Source organism: Synechococcus sp. Cu2B8-bc1011, assembly GCF_047302735.1.
GTDB lineage: Bacteria > Cyanobacteriota > Cyanobacteriia > PCC-6307 > Cyanobiaceae > Synechococcus_C.
The window spans coordinates 2023279-2045551 of record NZ_CP138915.1; the positions used below are offsets into that span (position 1 = coordinate 2023279).

31 protein-coding genes are annotated in these 22273 nt (G+C 54.2%); 17 read left to right on the top strand and 14 right to left on the bottom strand.

Going from position 1 to position 22273, the window contains the following annotated elements:
• Positions 1 to 69: 69 nt before the first annotated feature.
• Positions 70 to 267 (top strand): Nif11-like leader peptide family RiPP precursor, encoded by a 198-nt coding sequence (locus tag SIC18_RS10340; protein WP_048346629.1) that lies wholly within the window; start codon positions 70 to 72, stop codon positions 265 to 267.
• 373 nt (positions 268 to 640) lie between these two features.
• On the opposite strand, the gene SIC18_RS10345 is transcribed toward SIC18_RS10340, so the two are convergent.
• Entirely contained in the window at positions 641 to 907 is a 267-nt protein-coding gene (locus SIC18_RS10345; RefSeq protein ID WP_048346630.1) for a hypothetical protein, read from the bottom strand.
• A 150-nt stretch (positions 908 to 1057) separates the two neighbouring features.
• On the opposite strand from SIC18_RS10345, the gene SIC18_RS10350 reads away from it, so the two are divergent.
• Entirely contained in the window at positions 1058 to 2113 is a 1056-nt protein-coding gene (locus SIC18_RS10350) for a class I SAM-dependent methyltransferase (protein WP_048346631.1), read from the top strand.
• A gap of 75 nt (positions 2114 to 2188) precedes the next feature.
• Positions 2189 to 2503, top strand: a complete 315-nt coding sequence (locus SIC18_RS10355) for a hypothetical protein (RefSeq protein ID WP_048348173.1) — start codon at positions 2189 to 2191, stop codon at positions 2501 to 2503.
• A 21-nt stretch (positions 2504 to 2524) separates the two neighbouring features.
• Here the strand turns inward: SIC18_RS10355 and SIC18_RS10360 are convergent, their stop codons facing one another.
• Positions 2525 to 2791: a hypothetical protein gene (locus SIC18_RS10360; protein ID WP_413429573.1), complete on the bottom strand. Its 267-nt coding sequence runs from the start codon at positions 2789 to 2791 to the stop codon at positions 2525 to 2527.
• Positions 2792 to 2865: 74 nt separating this feature from the next.
• On the opposite strand from SIC18_RS10360, the gene SIC18_RS10365 reads away from it, so the two are divergent.
• Positions 2866 to 3120: a DUF6439 family protein gene (locus tag SIC18_RS10365; protein ID WP_048346632.1), complete on the top strand. Its 255-nt coding sequence runs from the start codon at positions 2866 to 2868 to the stop codon at positions 3118 to 3120.
• Here SIC18_RS10365 and SIC18_RS10370 read toward each other — a convergent pair.
• Together SIC18_RS10370 and SIC18_RS10375 are read right to left on the bottom strand one after the other, a co-directional pair.
• Positions 3080 to 3586 (bottom strand): ATP-binding protein, encoded by a 507-nt coding sequence (locus SIC18_RS10370; protein WP_413429574.1) that lies wholly within the window; start codon positions 3584 to 3586, stop codon positions 3080 to 3082. The two genes, SIC18_RS10365 and SIC18_RS10370, sit on opposite strands and share 41 nt — an antisense overlap.
• 64 nt (positions 3587 to 3650) lie before the next feature.
• Positions 3651 to 4364: a GUN4 domain-containing protein gene (locus SIC18_RS10375; protein WP_413429575.1), complete on the bottom strand. Its 714-nt coding sequence runs from the start codon at positions 4362 to 4364 to the stop codon at positions 3651 to 3653.
• 40 nt (positions 4365 to 4404) lie between these two features.
• Here SIC18_RS10375 and mnmH point away from each other — a divergent pair, with 40 nt between their 5' ends.
• The 4 genes from mnmH to SIC18_RS10395 are packed head-to-tail and all read left to right on the top strand — an operon-like array spanning position 4405 to position 8016.
• Complete coding sequence (gene mnmH, locus SIC18_RS10380) at positions 4405 to 5460, top strand: tRNA 2-selenouridine(34) synthase MnmH (RefSeq protein ID WP_048346635.1); 1056 nt, start codon at positions 4405 to 4407, stop codon at positions 5458 to 5460.
• A 29-nt stretch (positions 5461 to 5489) separates the two neighbouring features.
• Positions 5490 to 5876, top strand: coding sequence for a photosystem II reaction center protein Psb28 (gene psb28, locus SIC18_RS10385; RefSeq protein WP_048346636.1), 387 nt, complete (start codon positions 5490 to 5492; stop codon positions 5874 to 5876).
• Positions 5873 to 6952 (top strand): AI-2E family transporter, encoded by a 1080-nt coding sequence (locus tag SIC18_RS10390; protein ID WP_048346637.1) that lies wholly within the window; start codon positions 5873 to 5875, stop codon positions 6950 to 6952. Before psb28 ends, SIC18_RS10390 begins: the two co-directional genes overlap by 4 nt.
• On the top strand, positions 6949 to 8016 hold the full coding sequence (locus SIC18_RS10395; RefSeq protein ID WP_048346638.1) for an AI-2E family transporter: 1068 nt from the start codon (positions 6949 to 6951) through the stop codon (positions 8014 to 8016). The genes SIC18_RS10390 and SIC18_RS10395 overlap by 4 nt, the downstream gene beginning before the upstream one ends.
• On the opposite strand, the gene SIC18_RS10400 is transcribed toward SIC18_RS10395, so the two are convergent.
• From SIC18_RS10400 to rsmA, 8 genes are all read right to left on the bottom strand, one after another.
• Complete coding sequence (locus SIC18_RS10400; protein WP_041427011.1) at positions 7948 to 8430, bottom strand: flavin reductase family protein; 483 nt, start codon at positions 8428 to 8430, stop codon at positions 7948 to 7950. The genes SIC18_RS10395 and SIC18_RS10400 overlap by 69 nt on opposite strands.
• Positions 8431 to 8461: 31 nt before the next feature.
• Complete coding sequence (locus SIC18_RS10405; RefSeq protein WP_250395858.1) at positions 8462 to 8677, bottom strand: hypothetical protein; 216 nt, start codon at positions 8675 to 8677, stop codon at positions 8462 to 8464.
• 6 nt (positions 8678 to 8683) lie between these two features.
• On the bottom strand, positions 8684 to 9685 hold the full coding sequence (secF, locus tag SIC18_RS10410) for a protein translocase subunit SecF (RefSeq protein WP_048346639.1): 1002 nt from the start codon (positions 9683 to 9685) through the stop codon (positions 8684 to 8686).
• A gap of 3 nt (positions 9686 to 9688) precedes the next feature.
• A complete protein-coding gene (secD, locus tag SIC18_RS10415) occupies positions 9689 to 11173 on the bottom strand; it encodes a protein translocase subunit SecD (RefSeq protein WP_413429577.1) in 1485 nt (494 codons plus the stop codon).
• Between the two features lie 3 nt (positions 11174 to 11176).
• Positions 11177 to 12160: a pyruvate dehydrogenase complex E1 component subunit beta gene (locus tag SIC18_RS10420; protein WP_048346641.1), complete on the bottom strand. Its 984-nt coding sequence runs from the start codon at positions 12158 to 12160 to the stop codon at positions 11177 to 11179.
• Positions 12161 to 12359: 199 nt separating this feature from the next.
• Entirely contained in the window at positions 12360 to 12677 is a 318-nt protein-coding gene (locus SIC18_RS10425; protein WP_048346642.1) for a DUF3082 domain-containing protein, read from the bottom strand.
• Complete coding sequence (gene ispE, locus SIC18_RS10430; protein ID WP_048346643.1) at positions 12674 to 13606, bottom strand: 4-(cytidine 5'-diphospho)-2-C-methyl-D-erythritol kinase; 933 nt, start codon at positions 13604 to 13606, stop codon at positions 12674 to 12676. Before ispE ends, SIC18_RS10425 begins: the two co-directional genes overlap by 4 nt.
• A 4-nt stretch (positions 13607 to 13610) precedes the next feature.
• On the bottom strand, positions 13611 to 14444 hold the full coding sequence (gene rsmA / locus SIC18_RS10435) for a 16S rRNA (adenine(1518)-N(6)/adenine(1519)-N(6))-dimethyltransferase RsmA (RefSeq protein ID WP_048348176.1): 834 nt from the start codon (positions 14442 to 14444) through the stop codon (positions 13611 to 13613).
• 62 nt (positions 14445 to 14506) lie between these two features.
• Here rsmA and SIC18_RS10440 point away from each other — a divergent pair, with 62 nt between their 5' ends.
• On the top strand, positions 14507 to 15118 hold the full coding sequence (locus SIC18_RS10440) for a uridine kinase (RefSeq protein ID WP_250396011.1): 612 nt from the start codon (positions 14507 to 14509) through the stop codon (positions 15116 to 15118).
• Here SIC18_RS10440 and SIC18_RS10445 read toward each other — a convergent pair.
• Complete coding sequence (locus tag SIC18_RS10445; RefSeq protein ID WP_048346644.1) at positions 15107 to 15541, bottom strand: YraN family protein; 435 nt, start codon at positions 15539 to 15541, stop codon at positions 15107 to 15109. The two genes, SIC18_RS10440 and SIC18_RS10445, sit on opposite strands and share 12 nt — an antisense overlap.
• Before the next feature lie 68 nt (positions 15542 to 15609).
• Here SIC18_RS10445 and SIC18_RS10450 point away from each other — a divergent pair, with 68 nt between their 5' ends.
• The 5 genes from SIC18_RS10450 to SIC18_RS10470 are packed head-to-tail and all read left to right on the top strand — an operon-like array spanning position 15610 to position 18400.
• On the top strand, positions 15610 to 16215 hold the full coding sequence (locus SIC18_RS10450) for an AAA family ATPase (protein WP_413429579.1): 606 nt from the start codon (positions 15610 to 15612) through the stop codon (positions 16213 to 16215).
• A 35-nt stretch (positions 16216 to 16250) separates the two neighbouring features.
• Positions 16251 to 16730, top strand: coding sequence for a pentapeptide repeat-containing protein (locus SIC18_RS10455; RefSeq protein WP_048346646.1), 480 nt, complete (start codon positions 16251 to 16253; stop codon positions 16728 to 16730).
• Positions 16727 to 17152, top strand: a complete 426-nt coding sequence (locus tag SIC18_RS10460; RefSeq protein ID WP_048346647.1) for a hypothetical protein — start codon at positions 16727 to 16729, stop codon at positions 17150 to 17152. The genes SIC18_RS10455 and SIC18_RS10460 overlap by 4 nt, the downstream gene beginning before the upstream one ends.
• Positions 17153 to 17185: 33 nt before the next feature.
• Complete coding sequence (locus SIC18_RS10465) at positions 17186 to 17620, top strand: 23S rRNA (pseudouridine(1915)-N(3))-methyltransferase RlmH (RefSeq protein ID WP_048346648.1); 435 nt, start codon at positions 17186 to 17188, stop codon at positions 17618 to 17620.
• A gap of 36 nt (positions 17621 to 17656) precedes the next feature.
• The gene (locus SIC18_RS10470; RefSeq protein ID WP_350223235.1) at positions 17657 to 18400 is read left to right on the top strand and encodes an SGNH/GDSL hydrolase family protein; all 744 of its coding nucleotides are present in this window, start codon (positions 17657 to 17659) and stop codon (positions 18398 to 18400) included.
• Between the two features lie 19 nt (positions 18401 to 18419).
• On the opposite strand, the gene SIC18_RS10475 is transcribed toward SIC18_RS10470, so the two are convergent.
• Entirely contained in the window at positions 18420 to 18836 is a 417-nt protein-coding gene (locus SIC18_RS10475; protein WP_413429580.1) for a hypothetical protein, read from the bottom strand.
• Between the two features lie 393 nt (positions 18837 to 19229).
• Between SIC18_RS10475 and SIC18_RS10480 the strand changes: the two genes are divergently transcribed.
• The 3 genes from SIC18_RS10480 to SIC18_RS10490 all read left to right on the top strand — a co-directional run bounded on the left by SIC18_RS10480 (position 19230) and on the right by SIC18_RS10490 (position 22147).
• The gene (locus SIC18_RS10480) at positions 19230 to 19985 is read left to right on the top strand and encodes a GAF domain-containing protein (RefSeq protein WP_048348180.1); all 756 of its coding nucleotides are present in this window, start codon (positions 19230 to 19232) and stop codon (positions 19983 to 19985) included.
• A 427-nt stretch (positions 19986 to 20412) separates the two neighbouring features.
• Entirely contained in the window at positions 20413 to 20856 is a 444-nt protein-coding gene (locus SIC18_RS10485) for a LexA family protein (protein ID WP_413429582.1), read from the top strand.
• 16 nt (positions 20857 to 20872) lie between these two features.
• Complete coding sequence (locus SIC18_RS10490) at positions 20873 to 22147, top strand: Y-family DNA polymerase (protein WP_413429583.1); 1275 nt, start codon at positions 20873 to 20875, stop codon at positions 22145 to 22147.
• Positions 22148 to 22273: the final 126 nt, after the last annotated feature.

Sequence of the window (22273 nt, forward strand, 5' to 3'; positions counted from 1 at the left end):
ACGCCGACTGACATGAACATAGGTCCCAATGCTCAGTGCTATACCTGCTAAAAGAGAAGCCAAGAACCAATGTCAGAAGAGCAATTAAACGCCTTCAGAGAAAAGGTCCAATCCGACGCCCTTCTGCAGGGCCAGCTCAAAGTCGCGGCAGACGTCGAAGCTGTCGCTGCCATTGCAGCAGAGAACGGATTTCATCTCAAGCCAGATAACGCGTTACGGATGCTGATGTGGGAGTTTCAAGAAGCAGAATTAGAAGGTGGCGATTGAAAATCACCTCGTCAAGCCAATCAACTCCTTCGTTCAGGCCTGCTCAGCTGCAATGTGATCAATCATTCATTGCGTGAGTCCAAAGAAATTGATTCTTTTATAGGATCAATCTAGGTATCAAAGTCCCCTTTACGGCACAAAGTAGTCACCAAGTTGATTGTTAAACAACAAACTCAGCGACACTCTCTCTTCAATCGCAGCTTCAACTGGCTTTTTCTCTCTTAACGAGCCATCATCCGAACCTCACGGAACGGAATGGCCCCGGTCAATGCCTGTTTCCGATGCTCAGCATTGTTTCGCTCCGAAGACGATCTAGTGAATGGTGTTCACACGTCCACGACAACACACAGGGCCAGGCATTGACCCCGAGGACTCAGCCATGCCGTAGGTGGGCCATCGCGCTGTTGTGTAGATGCCTTTCATGGGCATGGCGATTGGCCCAAACCCGCTGTTGTGCCAATGCGCTGTTTGAATCGAGAAGGTCTGGATGCCCTTCAAGCTGGACGTGACTGGATTGGCTCAGACGTTGCTCGTGGGCGTGATGATCGGCCCAAGCAAGAAACTCAGCAGCTGCCTTCTGGCGGCGTTCCAGCACATTGCTGCTGTAGTCAATTTGAAGCGAACGAAGAGTGGCGTTCATCATGCAAGCCTCGTCTCGACTTAAACATTCTGTATCGGTTGATACGGAATTTGCGTTGACTTCATAATTCTTTCCCTAACGACACGATTTGCAGCCTCGGTTGTATGGGTTCATCCATTGAAATGGGCGTATTGATCCGACCACTGCCCAATGGCGTCGAGCCTGACTGAAATCGCTTACCGCACCATCCAGCAGGGACGAAGCCTGGCAGGACTGGCCCATAAGGAGCTGAGCACCAAAGCCATGGAGCTGTTGGCACCCGACGTTGTTCCCAACACAGAACCTGTTCCCGACGCATTACTGAACGAACTTCGACGCTCATTAAGCGCCCTTCAGGACATCGATTGGCAGGAGTCAGAACAAGGTCTCTATCCCTCATCTCTGCTGTTTGACATCCCCTGGTTGGAATGGGCGGAGCGCTACCCACGCATTTGGCTTGATCTTCCCTCGAATTGGGCTAGACGGCGAGCTCGCAACGTCCAGGACATTCCAGAGACGCACGACAAAGAGTTGTATCCGGATTACTACTTACAAAACTTCCATCACCAAACCGATGGATATCTCAGCGATCACTCTGCTGAGCTCTACGACTTGCAAGTCGACATTTTGTTCAATGGCGCCGCAGACGCCATGCGCCGAAGGCTGATCGCTCCCTTGAAACGGGGTTTGAAACGGTTTAGTGATCGCCCTGAAGCCAGTCTGCGCATTCTTGATGTGGCGACAGGAACCGGTCGGACCCTCCATCAAATCCGAGCTGCACTTCCGAAAGCTTCACTCTTTGGTCTGGATCTCTCGGAATCCTATTTGCGTCAGGCCAATCGTTGGTTGAATAAGGGGAACGACAGCCTCGTGCAACTGCTCCAAGGCAATGGAGAATCCATGCCATTTGGTGATGAAAGCATGCAGGCGGTGACCTGCGTTTTCCTGATGCATGAGCTTCCTGCCGAGGCGCGGCAGGCCGTTCTCAATGATGCGTACCGATTGCTCGAGCCCGGTGGCGTTCTAGTTCTTGCCGACTCGATTCAACTCAAAGATTCGCCGCAGTACAGCGTGGCGATGGACAATTTCCGGAGGATCTTTCATGAGCCTTTCTACCGAGATTTCATTTCAGATGACATCGAATCACGCCTGAGCAATGCTGGCTTCACTGGGATCTCAGCTGAATCCCATTTCATGGTGAGGGTTTGGACTGCCAACAAGCCTTGAAGTGATTCCCTGACATACCCGTCTTGATATCGACCAGCGCCCCATAGGGTGCAGGAACCCTTGCCGAGGGCTTTGATGATCAACCCTTTTTATGTCCGCTGGCTTCAAGGCTGGACATTTCAGTTGGTCCTAATGGAAGGGAAAGTGCAAGTGGAGGCTCATGGTTTTGGAATTTGTATTCGTACAGCTCTATTGCATGGCGAAACACCCCAACGGGCCGCTGATCGCCTCGTCCTCGAAGAAGACAAGCGACGCCATGCCCTGCATCAAGCTTGGTTGAAAGGACAGGCCGTTCCAGCTCATTCCAGTGATCTGCCGTCTTTTGCTGAAACGTCTAATAACGGACCAGAATCACTCGTGGTAGTACATCAACAAACTCTTGTGAGTTAAATCAAGGCTTTTATTGTTACTTCACGTCGACAATTTTGCCAGCACAAATCCAATCAAAAGTCCTGGTCCACCCCAACGCAGCGAACGCCAAAAGATTGGAGCTGAGGTTGTTTTAAACATCCACTCAAAATTATTTTGGCCTTCAACAACTTGTTGAATGAGGCTTCGACGTTGCAATCGTCGCCTCGAACGAACATCGCTTCCTTCCCAACGCCTTGGCTGAAAGTGAATCAACGTGGCCAGGGCGTGTAAGGGACGCAAGTTTTTGCGACGGAAACCTGATGCCATGAAAGCTTTCACTGTGCACGTCGCAGCGTCAGACGTGAAGCATCAGGATAAGGGCAACCGATCGTCAGAAGACAATGTCAACGGCTGAATCGCGCTGGCCAGAACACGCCCCTGAACTCGCGAAGCAGCTTCATGGTTGCCTGAGTCTTGGCGACCGTGACTGGCATCGCTTCAAGACCGATGCCAACCGTCGTAGCGCTGAACTGATGGCTGCTGCTCTGTCCCAACTCATCCAGGGTGGAGAGCGCCACGATGTCGAGGAACTCACAGAGCAAGCCCTGCGCTGGATCAGAAGGGAACTGAAAGACCCTGGCTGTCCGCACCGTTGAAAGACGCCACTCGAGCGTCGGGGCGGCGACTTGCCAGCTGGACGCGATTTCCACGTCGACTCCAGCGCACATCGTCAAAACACTGATACATCAAAAACAGTCCACGACCTTGATTCGCTTCGATGCACCCAGGAAGCTCCCCGAGACGTGCATGGGAGGGAACTCCTTGACCTTCATCCTGGATCTGCCAAATCATCCATTGAGGGGTAAGGATGCGACGCACGCGCAAACACTTGTTGGGGTCGCCAGAGTTCCCGTGACGAACAGCATTAACGAGGGCTTCCTGAAGACCGAGCTGTAGCCGACCGGTTGTCTCATCACACTCCACGGGGTCGAGGAGCAACTCCAACAACGGAGAGAGTTGGAGTGTGGAAGGAAGAATGAAGTCAGCCCAGCGCGTTCGTTGGAACGAGGGGGTGAGATTGAAACTGAACGACCCTGAAGTCGATCCAAGCCTTGATGACATCAGGACCGAAGCATCCTGTTTTGACCATACCCCTTGATCTGATTCATGCCAGTAGGTCGGTCACTCATTGACGAGCAACCAGGGACGGATGGTTGAGCAATGCATCGATCAGTCGAACGCCTCTCAGCTGATTGATCAAAGGCATATGGCCCTCTGGCGCCTTCAGTGACCAATCGAAAGCACCGGGATAGCGTGTCCAGACTCCCTCCTGTTTCCAGCCAATCCGAGGCCAGAGCTTGTCGTAACGACCATTGAGAGTGGCCAGCAAACGAGCTTGAACTGTGAAGCCAAACCGGCCTTGGGAGTAAGCGATCCAGAGACGATCCATCGTGACGAGATCCAACCCGCTCATGGGCATGACTTCGCTGAAATAGACATAACCCCGCCGTTCGGCCTGCTCACCGGCCAGCTTGCGCAGGAAGACGCTGGTGAGGCGATCAGCCTCTTCAAACCGTTCTTCGAGAAGAGCCTGCTGAAGAGGGGAATAGTCGAGATCGCATTCTGAACCGGTCACAAACCATCCTCCGGAATCACCACAAAGAGGGCTCAAGACCGCTGGTTGATGACGATGCAAGATCTGAAGAATCCAACCAGCCGTCCACTCATCTCCTTCACGATCGAAGGAGGCGAGGGCACCCTCACCCATCAAAGCCAATTGATCAGCAGCTTTCTCAACTGCTGGGATCAAGGAGCGTTGTTGTCGTGCTGAGCCACTGGAGAATTTCTCTAGGAGCTCATCGATGCTGAGATCGGATGAAGAAGACAGACCAGAAAGCATGACGAGCGACCTGCTCTAACTGGCACGGCGTTATCCCACTATGTCAGGGATGGGATCCACAAACGTGAGCGGAATCAATCAGTTTCGGGCGACGGACGGAACGCTGGTTGATGTACGCACTCCATCCGAATTTGCCCAGGGTCATTGGCCTGGCGCGATCAACATCCCCCTGTTTACCGATGAACAGAGAGCCGTTGTGGGTCGTGCCTACAAGCAAAAGGGCCGCAAACAAGCCATCGAGCTCGGCCTGAGCTTCACCGGCCCAGCCCTTGTTGATCTCTCCAAAGCTCTAACGAAGGCAGCTGGAGGCCCCGACCAGCCGCTTCGGCTGTATTGCTGGCGGGGGGGGATGCGCTCCAACAGCATGGCCTGGCTTGCGGCACTTCAGGACCATCCCACCCTTGTGCTCGAAGGTGGCTACAAGGTGTATCGCCGCTGGGTGCTCGAGCAATTTGAAAGGCGCTGGCCAGTCCAGCTCCTGGGCGGAAGAACGGGCACTGGAAAGACAGATCTCCTGATCGCCTTGCAATCGTTCAATGTGGCTGTGGTGGATTTGGAGGGCTTGGCGCATCACCGTGGAAGCAGCTTCGGTGGTCTTGGCCAACCCCATCAACCCAGCACTGAGCATTACGAGAATCGACTCGCTGAAGCCTTGGATGGCTATCGGAAACAACACGCCACACAAATTTGGCTGGAAGCAGAGAGCTCCTCGGTGGGCTGCTGCCGCATCCCGAAAGCACTGTTCATGCAGATGCAACAGGCACCGGTGCTGGAAATTCGCCGCAGTCTCGAGGAGCGGATTGATCAGCTCGTGGCGGTGTATGCCTGCCAAGACCCCGATCAGCTGCAACAAGCTACGGAACGCATCCAGCGCAGGCTCGGGCCTCAAAGGACCCAAGCAGCCTTAGAAGCGATCAGAGATCGGCGCTGGCGCGATGCTTGCAGCGCGATGCTCGACTATTACGACCGCTGCTATGACCACGAGCTCAAACAAGCCAAAGAAACATCGAATCTTGATCTCAGTGGCCGCAGTCCACGGGATGCGGCAATAGAACTGCTGGACACCGGTCGCGTTGTACCGATCGATGCCCCTTAAGATCCCGCTTAGGTACTGGAACAGGATTCATGGCAGACGGAAGCAAGGCAGTAATCCAGTTCCTTCGTGGCGTGGATGAACCCGTCGTTCCAGACATCCGCGTGACTCGCAGTCGTGATGGACGAACTGGACAGGCGATCTTCGTGTTTGAACAACCCGAGGCACTGGCTCCTGAAGTGATGGAAGCCATCACAGGCATGTTCATGCTCGATGAAGAGGGCATGCTCGTCACCCGTGAGGTGAACGGCAAGTTTGTGAACGGCAAAGCAAGCGCTTTGGAGGCCACATACACCTGGAAAAGCGAACAGGATTTTGAGCGTTTCATGCGCTTCGCTCAGAGGTATGCCGAGTCCTCAGGTCTTGGTTATTCCCAGGATTCAGGCGAAGCTCCTGCGAGTGACAGCTCAAACGGGTGAAGCTTCAACACTGGTTTGGACTTTGCGCCGTTCTGGCAACAGGACTGTTGTTCTGGAGTTTGCGTGAAGTCCTGATCCACTTGTTTGCAGCCATCGTTTTAGCAATGGCGCTGTGCACACTCGTTGGAGCACTTCGTCAGCGCTGGAACCTTCCCAGACCCTTGGCACTGCTGGTCTGCATTGCTGGTCTGGTGGTGATGGTGTCTGTGGGCTTAACCGTGATCGTGCCGCCTTTCACGAGCCAATTTCAACAACTCATTCTTCAGCTTCCATCGGCTGCCAAAGCCCTGAAAGACCTGCTTTTACAGGCTTTTTCGTCGGTTAGCTCCATGGTGTATGGCAATGGGAGCTCCAGCACTTGGAGCCAACTGCTCTTCCCTAAAGGCTTGGCGGACAGCCCAGGCGGGCCTGCGCTCGCCTCCAGCTTGACCGGAGGCTTGTTGGGACTTCTTGGCTTAGCAGGCAATGTTGGCAGTGGTCTGCTTCAGCTTCTCATCGTCTTTGCCGTCACTTTGATGGTGGCAGTCCAACCCCATGCCTACAAAAACGTTGGCATTCAGTTGTTGCCGTCCTTCTATCGAAGGCGGGCTCGCGTGATCCTCAACATGTGCGGGGACGCCCTCAGCAACTGGATGATCGGCGTGTTGATCAGTTCCGTTTGCGTTGCTGTTTTGGCTGGAATCGGACTCTCACTCATGGGAGTGAAGTTGGTGATGGCCAATGCCTTGCTGGCTGGCTTACTCAATGTGATTCCCAATGTGGGGCCTACCCTCAGCACGGTCTTTCCGATGTCCGTCGCTCTGCTCGACGCCCCTTGGAAAGCCTTAGCTGTCTTGGGGCTCTACATCTTCATTCAGAACATGGAGAGCTACGTAATCACGCCTTCCGTGATGCAGCGCCAGGTCAATTTGCTGCCAGGGCTCACCCTTGCCGCTCAATTGATCTTCACTGTTCTTTTCGGCCCGCTTGGCCTGCTGCTTGCTCTTCCCCTAGCGGTTGTGTTGCAAGTTCTCATCCGCGAAGTCGTCGTTCACGATCTTCTTGACCCCTGGAAGCGGCAGAAATTGACCTCATGAACGCTCGCACCCTGCTGATTGCGCTCACATCCATCCTGCTCACACTGCTGTTGTGGCAGCTGCGCTGGGTGCTGCTGATTTTGTTTGGAGCCGTTGTGTTGGCCGTGACACTCGACGTTCCGATCCTGAAGTTGATGGAACGCTTCAGGCTCCAGCGGCCCGTTGCCCTATTGGTCGTTCTTGTGGTTCTGTTCCTGGGCGGAACCTTGGTGGTTCAACTCCTCCTCCCAGAACTGCTGGGACAATTCGAACAACTCACCGCTCTGTTGCCCAATCTGATCGACAAGATCAGGTCGATCATCGCAAGCCAACCAAGCCTGTCAGACCTCAACATCAGTCCATCTGAATCCCTCAGCTGGACGGGAATTCAGCCCGTTGGGGCGCAGCTACTTGGGTATGCCGGTGGTGCTGCAAATGGCTTGATTCAAGTTCTTTTGATGAGTCTGTTGGCGATCCTGCTCGCACTGGATCCCAAATCCCATCGCCAAATGCTGATCGCGGTGAGTCCTCGCCCTGCACGGGCTCAAGTCACGAAACTGCTGGATCGCTGCCGAGACGCTCTCGGCGGATGGCTTGCCGGCATGACCATTTCAGCAACTGCGGTGTTTGTCCTCACCTGGACTGGGCTCGCCATCCTTGGTGTGCCATTGGCCCTGCTCAGCGGCTTGGTATGCGGCTTGCTCACCTTTGTCCCCACGATTGGGCCTACGGCAGCAACGCTTTTGCCGATGGGGATTGCTCTTTTAATCTCCCCAACCCTGATGTTGCAGGTGTTGGTCTTGCGGCTTGCTCTGCAAAACCTCGAGGCTTTTGTCCTAACACCTGTTCTGCTGAGTCGGACGGTGAATCTGTTGCCAACTGTGGCGTTGACCGCCCAGTTAAGCCTGGGAGCCCTACTGGGGCTGCCAGGCGTTCTGCTCGCTTTACCTCTGGTGGTGGTGCTTCAGGTGATCATGCAGCAAGTGGTGATCAAGCAGATCATGGATCGCTGGGAGCTATCCCCCGTATTGCCATCCCGTGCTGCTGAGCTCAAGGGCAGCAGCGTCACGGTGGAGAACCGCTGATTTCACCTGGCCAAGAAACACGGTGTGATCGCCATGGGCAAGTTCACCCACAAGCTCACACTCCACTGCACCGAGGGCGTCCTTGAGAATCGGTAAACCCAGCTCGCCTGTTGTGAATGGAGCGGCCTCAAAGCGTCCGCCAACCGCCTGCTGTGGCTTGAAAAACACAGCAGCCAAATCCTTCTGATCGGCGGCCAACACGTTGAGGGAGAAGCGGCGAGTGCGTTGAATCATGCCGTTGCTGGTGCTATCGGCACGAACAGCCATCACCACCAGGGGTGGATCGAAGGATCCCTGTGTCACCCAACTAGCAGTGAACCCATTGACCTGATCCCCTTCTGCGACACCACAGATGAACAAGCCATGGGGGATTTTTCTAAGCAGGGTTTTCTTGGCGTCGAGATCGAGCGACATCGTGCATTCGAGGCGATCTCCAACTTAGGAGTCAGCGCTCAGACCGACGCACAGGTCCGTAGTGACGCCACATGGAGGGAAGGAGAGCGATGACCACAACCGCCAGAAGATGGTGCCGAATCGCAAACATCAAACTGGTCAGAGTGATGTGATCGAGCAGAAGACGAAGCTCAACGCGTAAATCAAAGAGAGCCAGTAGGCCCAACAACAGGGGGACCCAGCGTTGGGCTGGGGAGCTGGATGTCATGGCCACTCACGCACCCGCCGTTCGTTGTCTTGGCCAGATACTGAGGAGGGAAGGGGCCAGAGCAATACTCGACCAACTGCCCACAATCACGCCAATCGCAAGCGCCACTGCAAACCAAAACAAGGTCGATCCACCAAACAAAATCAGACCCAAGAGGGGTAGCAAGGTGGTGCCACTGGTGTAGAGGGTGCGGGTAAGCGTGGCAGAAACGGCACGATCCACCTGCGCATCAAGAGGTAAGTCACCATCTTCACGTTGGCGTTCGCGAATGCGATCAAAGACCACCACGGTGTCATTCACCGAATAGCCGGCGATGGTGAGGAGTGAAACAGCAAACAAACTGTCGACCTCCAAACCGCTCATCAATCCAAGCCAGGCGAAAACGCCACACACAATCAACACGTCATGGCCTAAGGCCACGAGCGCCAAAACGGCATAGCGACCGTCGTAGCGAATGCTGATGTAGAGAGCGATGCCGGCAAATGCCACCAGCAACGAGATCAAGCTGCTGCGCAGCAGCTGACCACCAAGACTGGGGCCAATCGTGTCAACGGATTGGCCACCCACTTCAAAGGGGCCAGCGATGGGTTCGACAGCTTCGATCACGGCCTGCCCCTGTGAGGCGGTTAGGGCCGGCATGCGCAACACCACCGATTCACCTCGATCGAGCAACTGAACCCGAGCCGTTGCGAGATTAGGCAGGGTATCGGCGTCTTGATCGCGACCTTCAGCCGGCAAGGTGAGGCTGGCAAGCTTCTCCTGGATGTCGATGGCCCTGACGTCTTGGCAATTATCTGTGCACAAGCGCTCGAGCTGGATCTGGGTTCCACCGGTGAAATCAAGCCCAGGCCTTAAGGGGGAGCGAATCTGAGGATTCGTCCAGCTCAGCACCAAACCAAGAGCGCTGATCAACAGCACGAGCACGGAGATCAACCAAACCTTTCGCCGTTGGCGACTCAGGGGAAAACGCAAGGGGCGTTCTTGACCAGTTGGGGAAGACACAGCCATGGCTCAAGCAGCGGAGGAAGGCAGCTGCCCTGCGGGCAGAAAATTGGTTGGGCGACGCAGCGATTGATAACTCATCAAGAAACGCAAGAGCGTGCGCGTGCAGGTCAGTGCCGTGAACAAGCTGAGCAGAACACCGATTCCTAGCGTTGCTGCAAAACCTTTCACCAAACCCGTTCCGAGGAAGAACAACGCAGCGCAACTAATCAGGGTGGTGATGTGACCATCAACGATCGAAGAAAAGGCTTGAGAGAACCCCGTTTCGATCGAGCGGATCAAGGTGTTGCCGCGACGCAATTCGTCTTTGATCCGCTCAAAGATCAACACGTTGGCATCCACGGCCATACCGATACTGAGGATGAACCCAGCCGTCCCAGGCAGGGTGAGGGTGACCGGTATCAGCGCGTAGGCCGCCATGTTGAACAGGGCATAAAGGCTGAGGGCCAGCACAGCCACCACGCCTGCAAGTCGATAGACGAGCAGCATGAAAAGGGCCACCAACACCAAGCCCGCAAGTGCGGCGATCAGGCTGCGACGCACATTTTCAGCACCCAAACTGGGGCCAATCGTGCGCACCTCAAGAATTTCCACGGGAAGGGGCAGAGAGCCACCACGCAGTTGCACCTCGAGGTCCCGGGCTTCCTCAGCGCTGAAATTGCCTGTGATCACAGCAGAACCACCGGTAATACCAGCGGCTTTGAATTGCTCGCCCACTCCGGCTTCACTAATGGGCCGGCCATCCAACACGATGCCAAGGAGACGCCCGGTGCCTGCGATCGAACGGGTGAGTTCTGCAAATTTGTCACCCCCCTCTCGGTTGAAGGTGAGTGTGACTTCCCAGCTGCTGCCGTTTTGCTGCTGTTGGCGCCCTGCGGTCACGAGATCCTTACCGGTGAGCGCCGCGGGCTCGAACCGATCCACAATTTCTTCGTTGGCGCGAGCTAGGAGCTGTTCCAACTGCTCTTGCTCAGAGTTCGCCGTGCCATCAAGACCCAACTCTTTTTGAGCCTTGGCTAACTGCTCAGGGGTGGGGCCATCCTCTTGATCGGCTGGATCTGATGCATCCTTGCTGGCGTTCAGTGCCAGCAAGCTTCTCAGCTGAGCCCTGAGTTGAATTAAGCCGCGTAGCTCCTCCTCTGAACCAGGCTTCTGTGCCCGAAACTCCAACAACGCTGTGCTTCCCAACACGCGAGCTGCTCTAGATGGATCGGTGACGCCTGGAAGCTGCAAAACGAGTTGGTTATCGCCAACGGTCTGGAGGGTTGATTCGGCGACACCTAAGCCATTGACGCGACGATCCAGGACGGCTTTGACGGCTTCCAGCTGTTCGGCTTTCACTTTGGTGATCTCAGCCGATGGCTGCACTTCCAGCGTGAGCTGGCTACCTCCACGGAGATCGAGACCCAACTGAAGAGGGAAGCTTGCGAGAACGGATCCAGCTGCGATGGCCAGAGCGAGGATGAGGGCAAACCAGCCCTGTTGACGAGCCATGAATCAGAGCCCCGTGCGCACGATGGCCTGAGCCGTTTCCACGATTTGATGGGGCTGAATAATCGTCAGATTTTCAAGATTGCCGTTGTAAGGGGTGGGAATGTCCTGACTGGACAAGCGAATGGGCCTGGCATCGAGATCATCGAAGCAATGCTCCGTGATCAGCGCAATCAACTCAGCACCGATGCCGCCGGTCTTCATGCACTCCTCAACAACGATCACCCGATGGGTCTTACGGATCGAGCGGGCGATCGTTTCCATGTCGAAGGGCTTGAGACTGATCAGATCAATCAATTCAGCCTTGATTCCATCCGCGTCCAGCTGCTCCACAGCTTTCAAACAATGGTGCCGCATGCGGGAATACGTCAGGATCGTGACGTCACTGCCTTCTTTCACAAGATCGGCTTGATCAAGGGCGCAGGTGTAATCACCTTCAGGCAGCTCTTCCGTGAGGTTGTAGAGCAGCACGTGTTCAAAAAAGAGCACGGGGTTGTTGTCACGGATGGCAGCCTTCATCAGCCCCTTGGCGTTGGTGGGCGTGCTGCAAGCCACGATCTTGATGCCAGGGACGGCATGGAAATAGGCCTCAAGGCGCTGACTATGTTCAGCTCCTAGCTGACGGCCCACACCCCCTGGACCACGCACCACCGTTGGAATCGTGAAGTTTCCTCCACTGGTGTAACGGAGCATCCCCATGTTGTTGGAGATCTGATTGAAGGCCAACAGAAGGAAGCCCATGTTCATGCCTTCCACGATTGGCCGCAGGCCTGTCATGGCGGCACCAACGGCCATCCCCGTAAAACTGTTTTCTGCAATCGGCGTGTCGAGGACGCGTAATTCGCCGTATTTCTCGTAGAGATCCTTTGTGACTTTGTAGGAGCCGCCGTATTGACCGACGTCTTCACCCATCACGCAGACATGGGCGTCACGGGCCATCTCTTCGTCGATGGCCTCACGAAGTGCATTGAAGAGAAGCGTCCCTGCCACGGCGTTGCTGCAATCCCGGCCAAGCCGGCGTGAGTGGCCAAGCTATCTCAGCAGGGAAACATCAGCCTCCTGCAGCAAACGTCGACAGCAGGAGCACCGAGAGGAGTAATCCAGGTGAAAGCAGCAAAATCAGCTGACCAAGATCGTGGGGAGTCATCACCAATGACCGCCAATAGCAAGTCAGGACAGTGATTTGACGCTAGGCAACATCGGCTTCTTTGCCTGTGAAAAGACTGCGAAGAAACACAAGGAACAGGCCAATCCCAATAAAGACAAAGCTGAATGTGGCGAGGAAACACATGCCGATCAACAAGGTCTTCAACGCTGAGGCAATGCTTTGAGCGGTGGGAGAACTAAACGTGGGTGGCCGGTTTGCGAAATAGGTCACCATCCCTTTGCTCAATCCGAGGCTGAGCCAGCCCATCAGCAAACTTGTGAGTGACCCTGATAGGAAACTGAGAGGACCCTTTTTCCGTTCTGGAGTCGCCTCTGGCGTTTGGGTGTCGTTGCTACTCATGGCATCAGCTTGGCGCCATGACCGACGAATGAACAACTCCACGCGTTAAGACCGGCTTGAGCAAATCGATCACGAGCTGCATCCAACGCTTGATCAGCTTCCAGCCGATTGGCAAACAGGGCAAAGCAGCTGGGACCGGAACCACTCATCGCTGTTCTCAGTTGCCCAGGGAGATCCCGGAGCAAGCGCAGGGCCGTTTGCACAGAAGCTGTTTGAGGTGCCACCACATCCTGCAAATCATTGCGAAGCGGAGGTGGCTCAGCCGCTCGCAGAGGGTTCAACCACGACGCTGCACGCAAATCCTGCCGCCGTTGGGCAAAAGCCTCTTCATCGCTCAAATAGTGGTCGCCCTTGAGACGACGACACTCGCCATAGGCCCAGGGCGTTGACACGCTGACCGTGGGATCTTTGACCAGCAGCACACCGAGAGACTGCGCAGCCGCTGGAATCGATTCAAGAGATTCACCTCGACCGAAACAGAGCTGAATCCCACCGGCAAGACAAAACGGCATGTCGGAGCCAAGCTCAGCCGCCATGGCTCGTAAATGGTCAGGGGTGTGTCCGAGCCCCCAGAGCGTATTCAGCGCCAGCAGAGCTGCAGCACCATCACTGGAGCCTCCGGCCAGACCAGCGCCAATGGGAATGCGTTTGCGCAGATGAAGATGGGCGCCAAGCTCATTGAAACCAGACCGCTGCCGGAGCAGTTCGGCGGCACGCATCACCAGATTGTCGCTGCCGCAACTGAGTCCAGGCTGATCACAGCTGAGTTGAATCAATCCATCAGCGCTGTTGGAACAGTCCAGCTGATCAGCGAGGTCGATGCTTTGCATCACCATCGCCAATTCGTGAAAACCATCGGATCGCTGACCGAGCACCTCTAGATGGAGATTGATTTTGGCGGGAGCGGTGACGCGAACGGTGGCGGTCATCCGATCAAGCAGCAGAGTCGACCTGATTCAAACCCTTCGCCAGGGCAACCCAGGCGTCTGGTGCCACGTCCTGAGGTCGTTGCTGAAGGCTGATGCCTGCCGCTCCTGCCAAGGATTGCAAGTGGTCTGGTGAGCAGACAGGAGCCAGGGTGTTGCGCAGCATTTTGCGACGACTTAAGAAGGCCATCTTCAGCAGACGTTCCACCCCTCGGGCCAAGGCAGCAGTAGGACGCAGCTCAGCAGGGAAAGGGTCGATGCAGATCACCTCCGACTGCACTTTGGGGGGTGGTTGAAAGCAGCGTGGAGGCACAGGGCATACGTGGCTGCACCGTCCCAACAACTGCATGCGCACACTCAAGGCACTGAAATTGCTGTGCCCTGGGCGAGCCCGAATGCGTTGAGCGACCTCATGCTGAACCAGCAAAACCAGTCGTTGATAGGGAGGATCAACAGGGCGGTCGAGACGACCGATCAAACGATCCAGCAACGGTCCTGTGATGTTGTAAGGAATATTGGCCACAACTTTATTGGCGGGTACCCCACCGGACAGTTCCAAGGGAACGGACAACACGTCGCCCTGCTGCAGGGAAAACTTGGGATGGCTTGCAAAGGTCTGTTGAAGCCCAGCGACGAGGTCACGGTCAAGCTCCACCGCATGGATGGCCGCTGCCGCTGAGGCCAAGAGACGTTCGGTGAGAGCCCCGCGACCAGGCCCCACCTCCAGGACGCGATCCCCGTCCTGAAGTTCGGCGGCCTCAACGATTCGATCCAGCACTCGCTCATTGATCAGCCAGTGCTGGCCAAAACGCTTGCGGGCCGTGTGCCCTGAAAAAGTCATGACATTCACAGCGTTGATTCACTGTGCCCTATGCAGGATTGAACGACTGGGGCAACAGCGTGATGGCAAAGGTTCCTGTGGTTTGCATCACTGGCCCCTCCGCAGTTGGGAAAACTAGGTTCACCCTGGCCCTGGCAGAAGCACTCGGCGCGATCGAGATTGAAGTGCTCGTGATCTGCTGCGACAACTACTACAAACAGCGTGGACAACCTCACCCACGCTTCGGATTTGACACAGCGGAGGCGATTGAGATCGATGCGTTACGAGCTGAGCTGGATCAGATCACGCAACACACGGCAAGCAGCTTGCGTACCTACGACATGCACACGCGTGACGTGGGTCGCAAACCCCTCAATCAGCGCTATCAACTTGTCTTGCTTGAAGGTGCCTATGGACCGCAAGACCTGCTGGTCGATGGCTCGATCACGGCGCTGTTCTATCTCGAAGCACCCTTACTGCTGCGCATGATTCGACGGCTCCGACGAGATCAACAAGAGCGTGGACGACACCCAATGCAGATCATCCAACACATGTTGATGCACATGATTCCTGGTGAACGAACCTTTATCCGCCCACTGCGATCGTTCTCGAAGCTTGTGATTAACAACCCACGCCGGGGACAAAGGGCTGCGCTTGCAGTCATCCAAGGCCTGCTCACTGAATCAGCCGTGTGATCTCCGACTCATGCCATCAAGCACGTCGATAGGGATCCAGCGCAAGCCATGCCTGTGCACTGGAAGGACCACGAGCGCCAACACAACTTCGAAACAACTTGCCTCACTCCAAGCGTTGGCTGCTCGCCAGCAGTCCACTGTGCGGGCCAAACGCCTTCGCTTGGCTTGATGAAACGCAGCAACACCCCAACCATCCAACCCTGAACGGCGACGAGCCTTCACCTCAACCACCAGGATTCGACTCGCGGGCAAAGACTGTTTCGTGAAGAGCAGATCAATTTCTCCATACCGACAGCTCCAGTTGTGTTCCAACAAGCGCCATCCATGACGCAGCAAGACCTCTTTGACATAGAGCTCTGCCTGAGCTCCTTGCACTTGAGAGTTAGACCACAAGGGAGGGCGTAACAACATGTTCTCAACCATTCCCCCCTGATGAGCAGAGTTCAAAAGCGAAACTGAATGGCTATAAACCTTAAAGATTGAATCGTTGTATGCGCATCGCAGTTAGCGGCACTCATTCACAAGGGAAAAGCACATTCGTTCGCGACTGGATCAAGCGCCATGATCACTACATTCGCGAAGAAGAGCCCTATCGAGCGTTGCATCAAGAGGGCTATGACATTCGCTTTCGCCAAGAAAGCACAAGACTGCATAACGGGATTCAGATGTACTACAACATCAGTCGATTGATGAACTACCAGGAAGATAGTGATTGCGTCATTTTCGATCGCTGCCCAGTTGATTACATCGCTTATTCACAATATACCGCCAATCATAGAACCACTGACATTAATGATGAATTTGTTGAATCACTAGCAGAAAGAGTAAGGGACTCTCTCCAGAAACTTGATCTACTGATTTTTTTACCGATTACAAATCAATGGCCCATTGCCATGGAAAACGATGGAATTCGCCCCATTGACCTTCCTTATCGCGATGAAGTGGATGCCATTTTTAAACAAATATACAGGGAAAAACGATTCTCAGTGATGCCAATCAACAATCCGCCAGTCTTCATTGAACTTTGGGGTGCCAGAGAAGATCGCCTGAACAGCTTGGAGCAGGCAATTCAACGCGAAAAGAACAAACGGATCTAAAAGTCCTAGTCTGAACAACAGTTGTCTCACTCCCGATGCGATTGCGCTTCTTAGCTGCGCTGATGGTTCTTTGGGTCACGCTGGCGCTGCCAATGCAGCCGGCATTTGCCGCTATGGATTACGCCAAGCAGGTATTGATCGGAGCCGACTTTTCAAATCGAGACATGCAAGGTGTGACGTTTAACCTCACCAATCTTCGAGAAGCCGATCTTTCTGGAAGTGATCTGCAGGGTGCAAGCCTGTATGGGGCCAAACTTCAAGATGCCAATCTGAGTAACAGCAATCTTCGTGACGCCACGCTTGATTCTGCGGTCCTGAATGGCACCAACCTCACCAATGCGGTGCTTGAAGATGCGTTTGCCTTCAACACACGCTTCATCGATGTGACCATCACAGGTGCCGATTTCACCAACGTACCTTTCCGTGGTGATGCCCTGAAAACTCTCTGCGCCGCAGCTGACGGCACCAACCCAGTGACCGGTCGAGACACTCGCGAGACCCTTGGCTGCTCATGAGCTTTGATCCCCGTAGCTTGGAGCGTCTTAAGGAGCTGGGCCGCTCGTTGCCCGAGCCGATTGCGCCCCCCCAATCGAACCCTGATCGCCCAGTGAAGGCGACCGAAAAGCGCCATCGCATTGAAACTGAAGACAATCCTGAACGTCTGTTTCAGGAACTGATGAAAGCGAGCAGTGATGGCACTGTTCCTGAACATTTAATGGCGCGGCTCAAGGAGGCTGAGCGCCACATTGCGTCTCAGAACAAGGCGAAAGCAAAGGCGCAGGTCCCGCCGTCTTCTCAGACCCTTTCCAGACAACCGCTTCGCGGCGGCCAGGGAAAAACGACCCGTCCCTCCCGTCCGGATGTGGCCGCTGGGAGCGAAGAAGAATCGCTGTATGTGGCCTTTGGGCAGCTTCTTTTGGAAGATGACGAAGACTGAATTTGAGACCTGCCTGCGTTTGGATCTATTGGGATGAATCCCTCTCGCTGCCGCATTATCGCCATCGGAAAAGTTCGCAAGTCCTGGATTCAGGAAGGAATTGAGCTCTATCGCAAACGCCTTCCTGGACTCACGATCGTTGAGTTGCGGGATGGCAATCCCGAAAAAGAAGCTGAATCCATTCGCCAGACACTACGAAGCGACGAAAGGCCTGTGATGTTGATGGAACAGGGTGAAACGCTGACGTCGATCAACTTTTCTGAGCGGCTCCGCAGCCTTGGATCGCAGCGGCTTGCGTTCGTGATTGGTGGCGCTGATGGATTCACTGCTGAGCTGAAGAACCTGGCCCATTGGAAGCTCAGCCTCTCACCAATGACATTCCCCCATGAGCTTGCAAGACTTCTCTTGATCGAGCAACTGTTCCGAGCCCAAGCCATCCAGCAAGGAAGTCCTTATCACCGTGCCTAAACAAAAGACTTTCTTGTTGGCCTACTGCTAGACGTGATGCTGTCTTCAGATCAATCATCAGATCAAGCCTTGATCCAAACATTGGATCAAGAGAACATGGAGCCAAAAAGTATTTTGTGTTTTGGAGACTCCAACACCTGGGGAATGGCGCCTGATGGGAGTGGGCGCTTGCCATTTAAAACACGCTGGCCCAATCGTCTCCAAAACATTCTGAATCAGCAAAATCCAAATCATCAAATCTGGACTGTTTTTGAACAAGGCTTGAATTCAAGAACCTGGGTGATGGATGATCCCCTGGGAGCCGTTAATTATGGTGGCGACTACAGCTGTAATGGCAGGCAACACTTGTCCATGATTTTGCATAGCTGTAAACCCCTGAACATTGTCATTCTTGCGCTTGGATGCAATGACTGTAAAAGCCACTTACATCTTTCTCCAGAAGAAATTACATCTGGAGCAAAAATCCTGATCCATGATGTGCGCATGTCCTATGAATGTGGACCACGCCATTCCAATCACCCCCCAACGATTGTTTTAGTCAGTCCTGGAGTGATTCAAACCACACCACAATCTCTTGCTTGGGGGTTTAAAGGAGGCAGCGAAAAGTCTCGATTGCTTCCCTCCCTCTATCGCAACCTTGCTGAACAAGAGTCGGTGTTCTTTTTCGATACACAAACTGTTGCCGAAACATCTCCCCTAGACGGTGTTCACTTTGGCGCCGATCAACAAGACGGCATTGCTGCTGGATTGGCAGAACTCATCACAGCGATTGCAGCGTGAGACCGATTCAGCGTCCCCTTCAGCCTTCCTTTGTCTGCGACGCCTCAAGTGCAGTGAACGTAATCGGCTTGAATTTGGCCACGCTCACACTCCAACAACGTGAGCTGATCGCCAACAATCCGCTCCGAAAAGCTGCGCTATCTCCGGTGGTGAGCCATGCCGCTTTGAGAACCGGTAAATCTTCAGGCAAATTCTCCATGCCTAATTCAGCCATCAGCAAACTTCCAGACCCCGCGTCGCGCTGCAAAGGCCCCTGATCACTGCGTTGCCAGACACGAAGCAGGAGTTCCAAAGCCAGCTCACGGGCTATCTGCGCAGGAACCCCCGCTTCATCTTGGGTCGCATCCAATGGCAAAGATCGTCCCCCGAGGGGCATGGCTCGTTTCCCATTCTGCTCAAACAGGGCGATTGCCAGGAGATAGGGGGAATCGGCCATCAGCAGCAGCTTCAGAAGCAATCATCTTGATCGATGCAGGCATCAAGCTTCAACGACAGGTCCCCAAAGGATCGTTAGGGACCATCTTCAAGGGAGCGCAAGAGCTGACAGGAACATGGATTGAAAGCTCATCGATTCCAACCAAACGCTCCTAGACGAGATCCTTCCGGAGATCATGCCATTGGCAGGTCTCAATCCTGCCAAGCTTTTTATCGACACACTGACAACTTTGCACAACCCTCTTCATCAATCGTTAATGAGCCGACATTGATCCCACCCACAAGCAAAGGCAAAGCGAGCAAAAAACTTAAACAATTTCAAATTAACTTTTATTCTCTTTTGTGCGCATTTCACTGTTGGCGATCAAACTTCTAAAAAGAACAAGTGCTTGACTTGAAAAAGCCTGATATTCCCATCAATGAATCGGAAAGGCTAAAAGCACTGAGTGAATATAGAATTCTTGGCACAAAACCTGAAGAGAATTATGATGATATAACGAAAATAGCCTCTCTGACATGTGGTACTCCCATTGCTCTCTTAAGCCTGGTTGATTCAGATCGGCAATGGTTTAAGGCCAAGGTTGGTATTGAAGCTCAAGAGACTGTGCGCGATTGGTCATTCTGTGCTCATGCGATTCACTCCTCTGAACCTTTAATTGTTGAAGATGCACTAGAAGATGAACGATTTTTTGATAATCCTTTGGTCAAAGGAGATCCAAAGATCAGACTCTACGCTGGCTTTCCTTTGCAGAATGACGAAAATCACAGAATCGGGACGCTCTGCGTGATTGATCGAGAGCCACATGGGCTTACAGATAGACAATTCAGCATCATGGAATCCTTGTCTAGACAAGCAGTTGCCTTTCTTGAACTAAGGAAAAGATCCATCAAATTAATTGAATCTTATTGTTCACGTACAGATGGCGAACATATCATTTCGACCTGCTCTTACTGCAGAAAAGCGAAAGACAATAATGGAAGCTGGTTGCATCTAGATCGATATTTATCGAAGCGCACTAATCTGAATTTCAGCCATGGAATCTGCGATTCATGCATTGAAGAACACTTCCCTGATGTTCTTGAGGTCTGGCAATCAGAAGAAAAGCTCAAGCTTGAATGCAAATCAACCAATCGAAAGACTGCGCCCTAAACGTTGCTACTAAAACAGCGCATATCGCCTCTCTCAAGTTGCGCAAAAGCTAGGCCCCCTGCCTTTGAGATTGGTGTCCATAGACCTGGCATCGGCTTCAAAACATGGCCAGCCAGCGATCAACCAAAGACTGCTGTGCACGCGGGGGGCCAGAGGGCCAAACCCCACTCAATCCCCAGCAAATGAGAATCACTTGCAATTCGGCCCCCTTTCCGATTGAATTGCGAACAATTCTCATTAAACTGCGATGATCCGTCTTTTCGGCACCAGGGACGACTTGCTCGCAGTCCTGACAGCGCAGTGGGCGAACGAGCAGCTAGGCCTTGGCGAGCGCATGCCAGGCCCGGCGCACGCCACCCACGCCGGGAAGACGCAGAAAACCAATCAGAACGTTTGTACTATTGACTGAGTGCGAGCATGGGCTTCCGTGACAATCGATCGGATATCGCTGGAACCACCCCAACCTCTGCGACTCCAGCGTGAAAGCCTCAGCCTGCCTCTGGCGCATGACCAGATTGCCGCAGGGTTCCCCTCCCCAGCTGACGACTACATCGACGTGGGGATCGATCTCAATGAACAACTGATTCGCCATCCCAGCAGCACCTTTTTTCTGCGTGTCAGCGGCGACTCCATGACTGGTGCAGGCATTCATCATGGCGATCTATTGATGGTTGATCGCAGCCTCGACCCTCGCCCTGGCCGAGTGGTGGTGGCCATCCTGGATGGGGCTTTCACTCTCAAACGCCTCGTTCGCCATCGCGGCTCTTTAGGCCTGGAAGCGGCCAATCCTGACTATCCCCATTTAGATCTCCATCGTTGCGGAGATGTGCAGATCTGGGGCGTCGCAATTCACGTCATCCATCCGCTCTAACGCTCACATCGTCGCGATGACCCAGGTCACGGCACTGATTGATGCCAACAATTTTTATGCCTCATGCGAGCAGAGCCTGGATCCGGCCCTGCTCGGCAGGCCAGTGGTGGTGCTCTCAAATAATGATGGCTGCATCGTGGCCCGCAGCGCTGAAGCGCGAGCTCTTGGCATCGCTATGGGCACCCCTTATTTCAAGGAGAAGCGGCATCTGGAACAGCACAATGTTGTGATTCGCAGCTCGAATTACGCGCTCTACGCCGACATGAGTCAACGGCTGATGAGTTTGCTGGAAAGCCAAGTGGAGGATCTGGAGATCTATTCCATTGATGAAGCGTTTGCACGGCTCAGCCGTCCATCGGACGAAAGTCTGCGCCCATGGGCACAGCGGTTGAGAAGCTTGGCTCGACGCAACCTCGGTTTACCCATTGCCATTGGTCTCGGGGCCAGCAAGGGACAGGCCAAACTCGCCAACCGCCTGGCGAAAGTGGTACCGGCCCACGCCGGATTCTTTGATCTTGGATTGTGCCCTGATCCCGATCGCTGGCTGGAAACGATTTCCATTGAGGACGTCTGGGGAATCGGCCGCAAACTCGCTCTCTGGTGCCGAATGCGAGGAGTGGTCAACGCCCGTGAGCTCCGTGATATGCCCAGTGGATCTCTGCGAGCTAAAGCCGGAGTGGTGGGAGTTCGACTCCAAAGAGAACTACAAGGCCATGCCTGCTTGCCGCTTGATCTCGACCCCTCTCCAAAGCAGGAGACCTGCGTCAGCCGTAGCTTTAGTCATCCAATTACCAGCCTGGAAAAGCTCCGGGAAGCGGTAGCCACCTATGTGGTGCGAGCGGCTGAAAAACTGCGAAAGCAGCATCAACGCACAGCAGCTCTCACGATTTATACGCGCACGAGCCCATTCATTCCAGCCTTTTACAGTCGAGCTGCCAGCACCAGCCTGGATCTACCCAGCAACGACACGCGTGTGTTGTTGGAAGCTGCATTACCCCTGGTGGAACGTATTTTTCAACCAAATCGCCCTCTGGCGAAGGCAGGAGTGCTGATGCAACACCTGCAGGGAATCGATCAACTTCAACAACATCTATGGGTGCCCTGTACGGAGCAAGAGCAGCAGAGACGGGAGCGCTTGATGGCAACGGTCGATCGTCTCAATCACCGCTATGGGAGAGGCACGGTGCAATGGGCCGCCTGCGGTCTGGATCCAAGCTGGGCCATGCGACGCGAACGGCTGGGTCGAGCCGCCACAACTCGATTGAGTGACGTGCCTGTGGTAAAGGCCTAAGAGATGCAAGCCTCACAAAACATCCAAAAGAGCGCCGTGCTTCATCAACACCACACACAAAGATAATGGAATTGTTCAATCAGCAGTGACCATGTCAGGCATGATGCCTATGTTGAAGAAACCGAC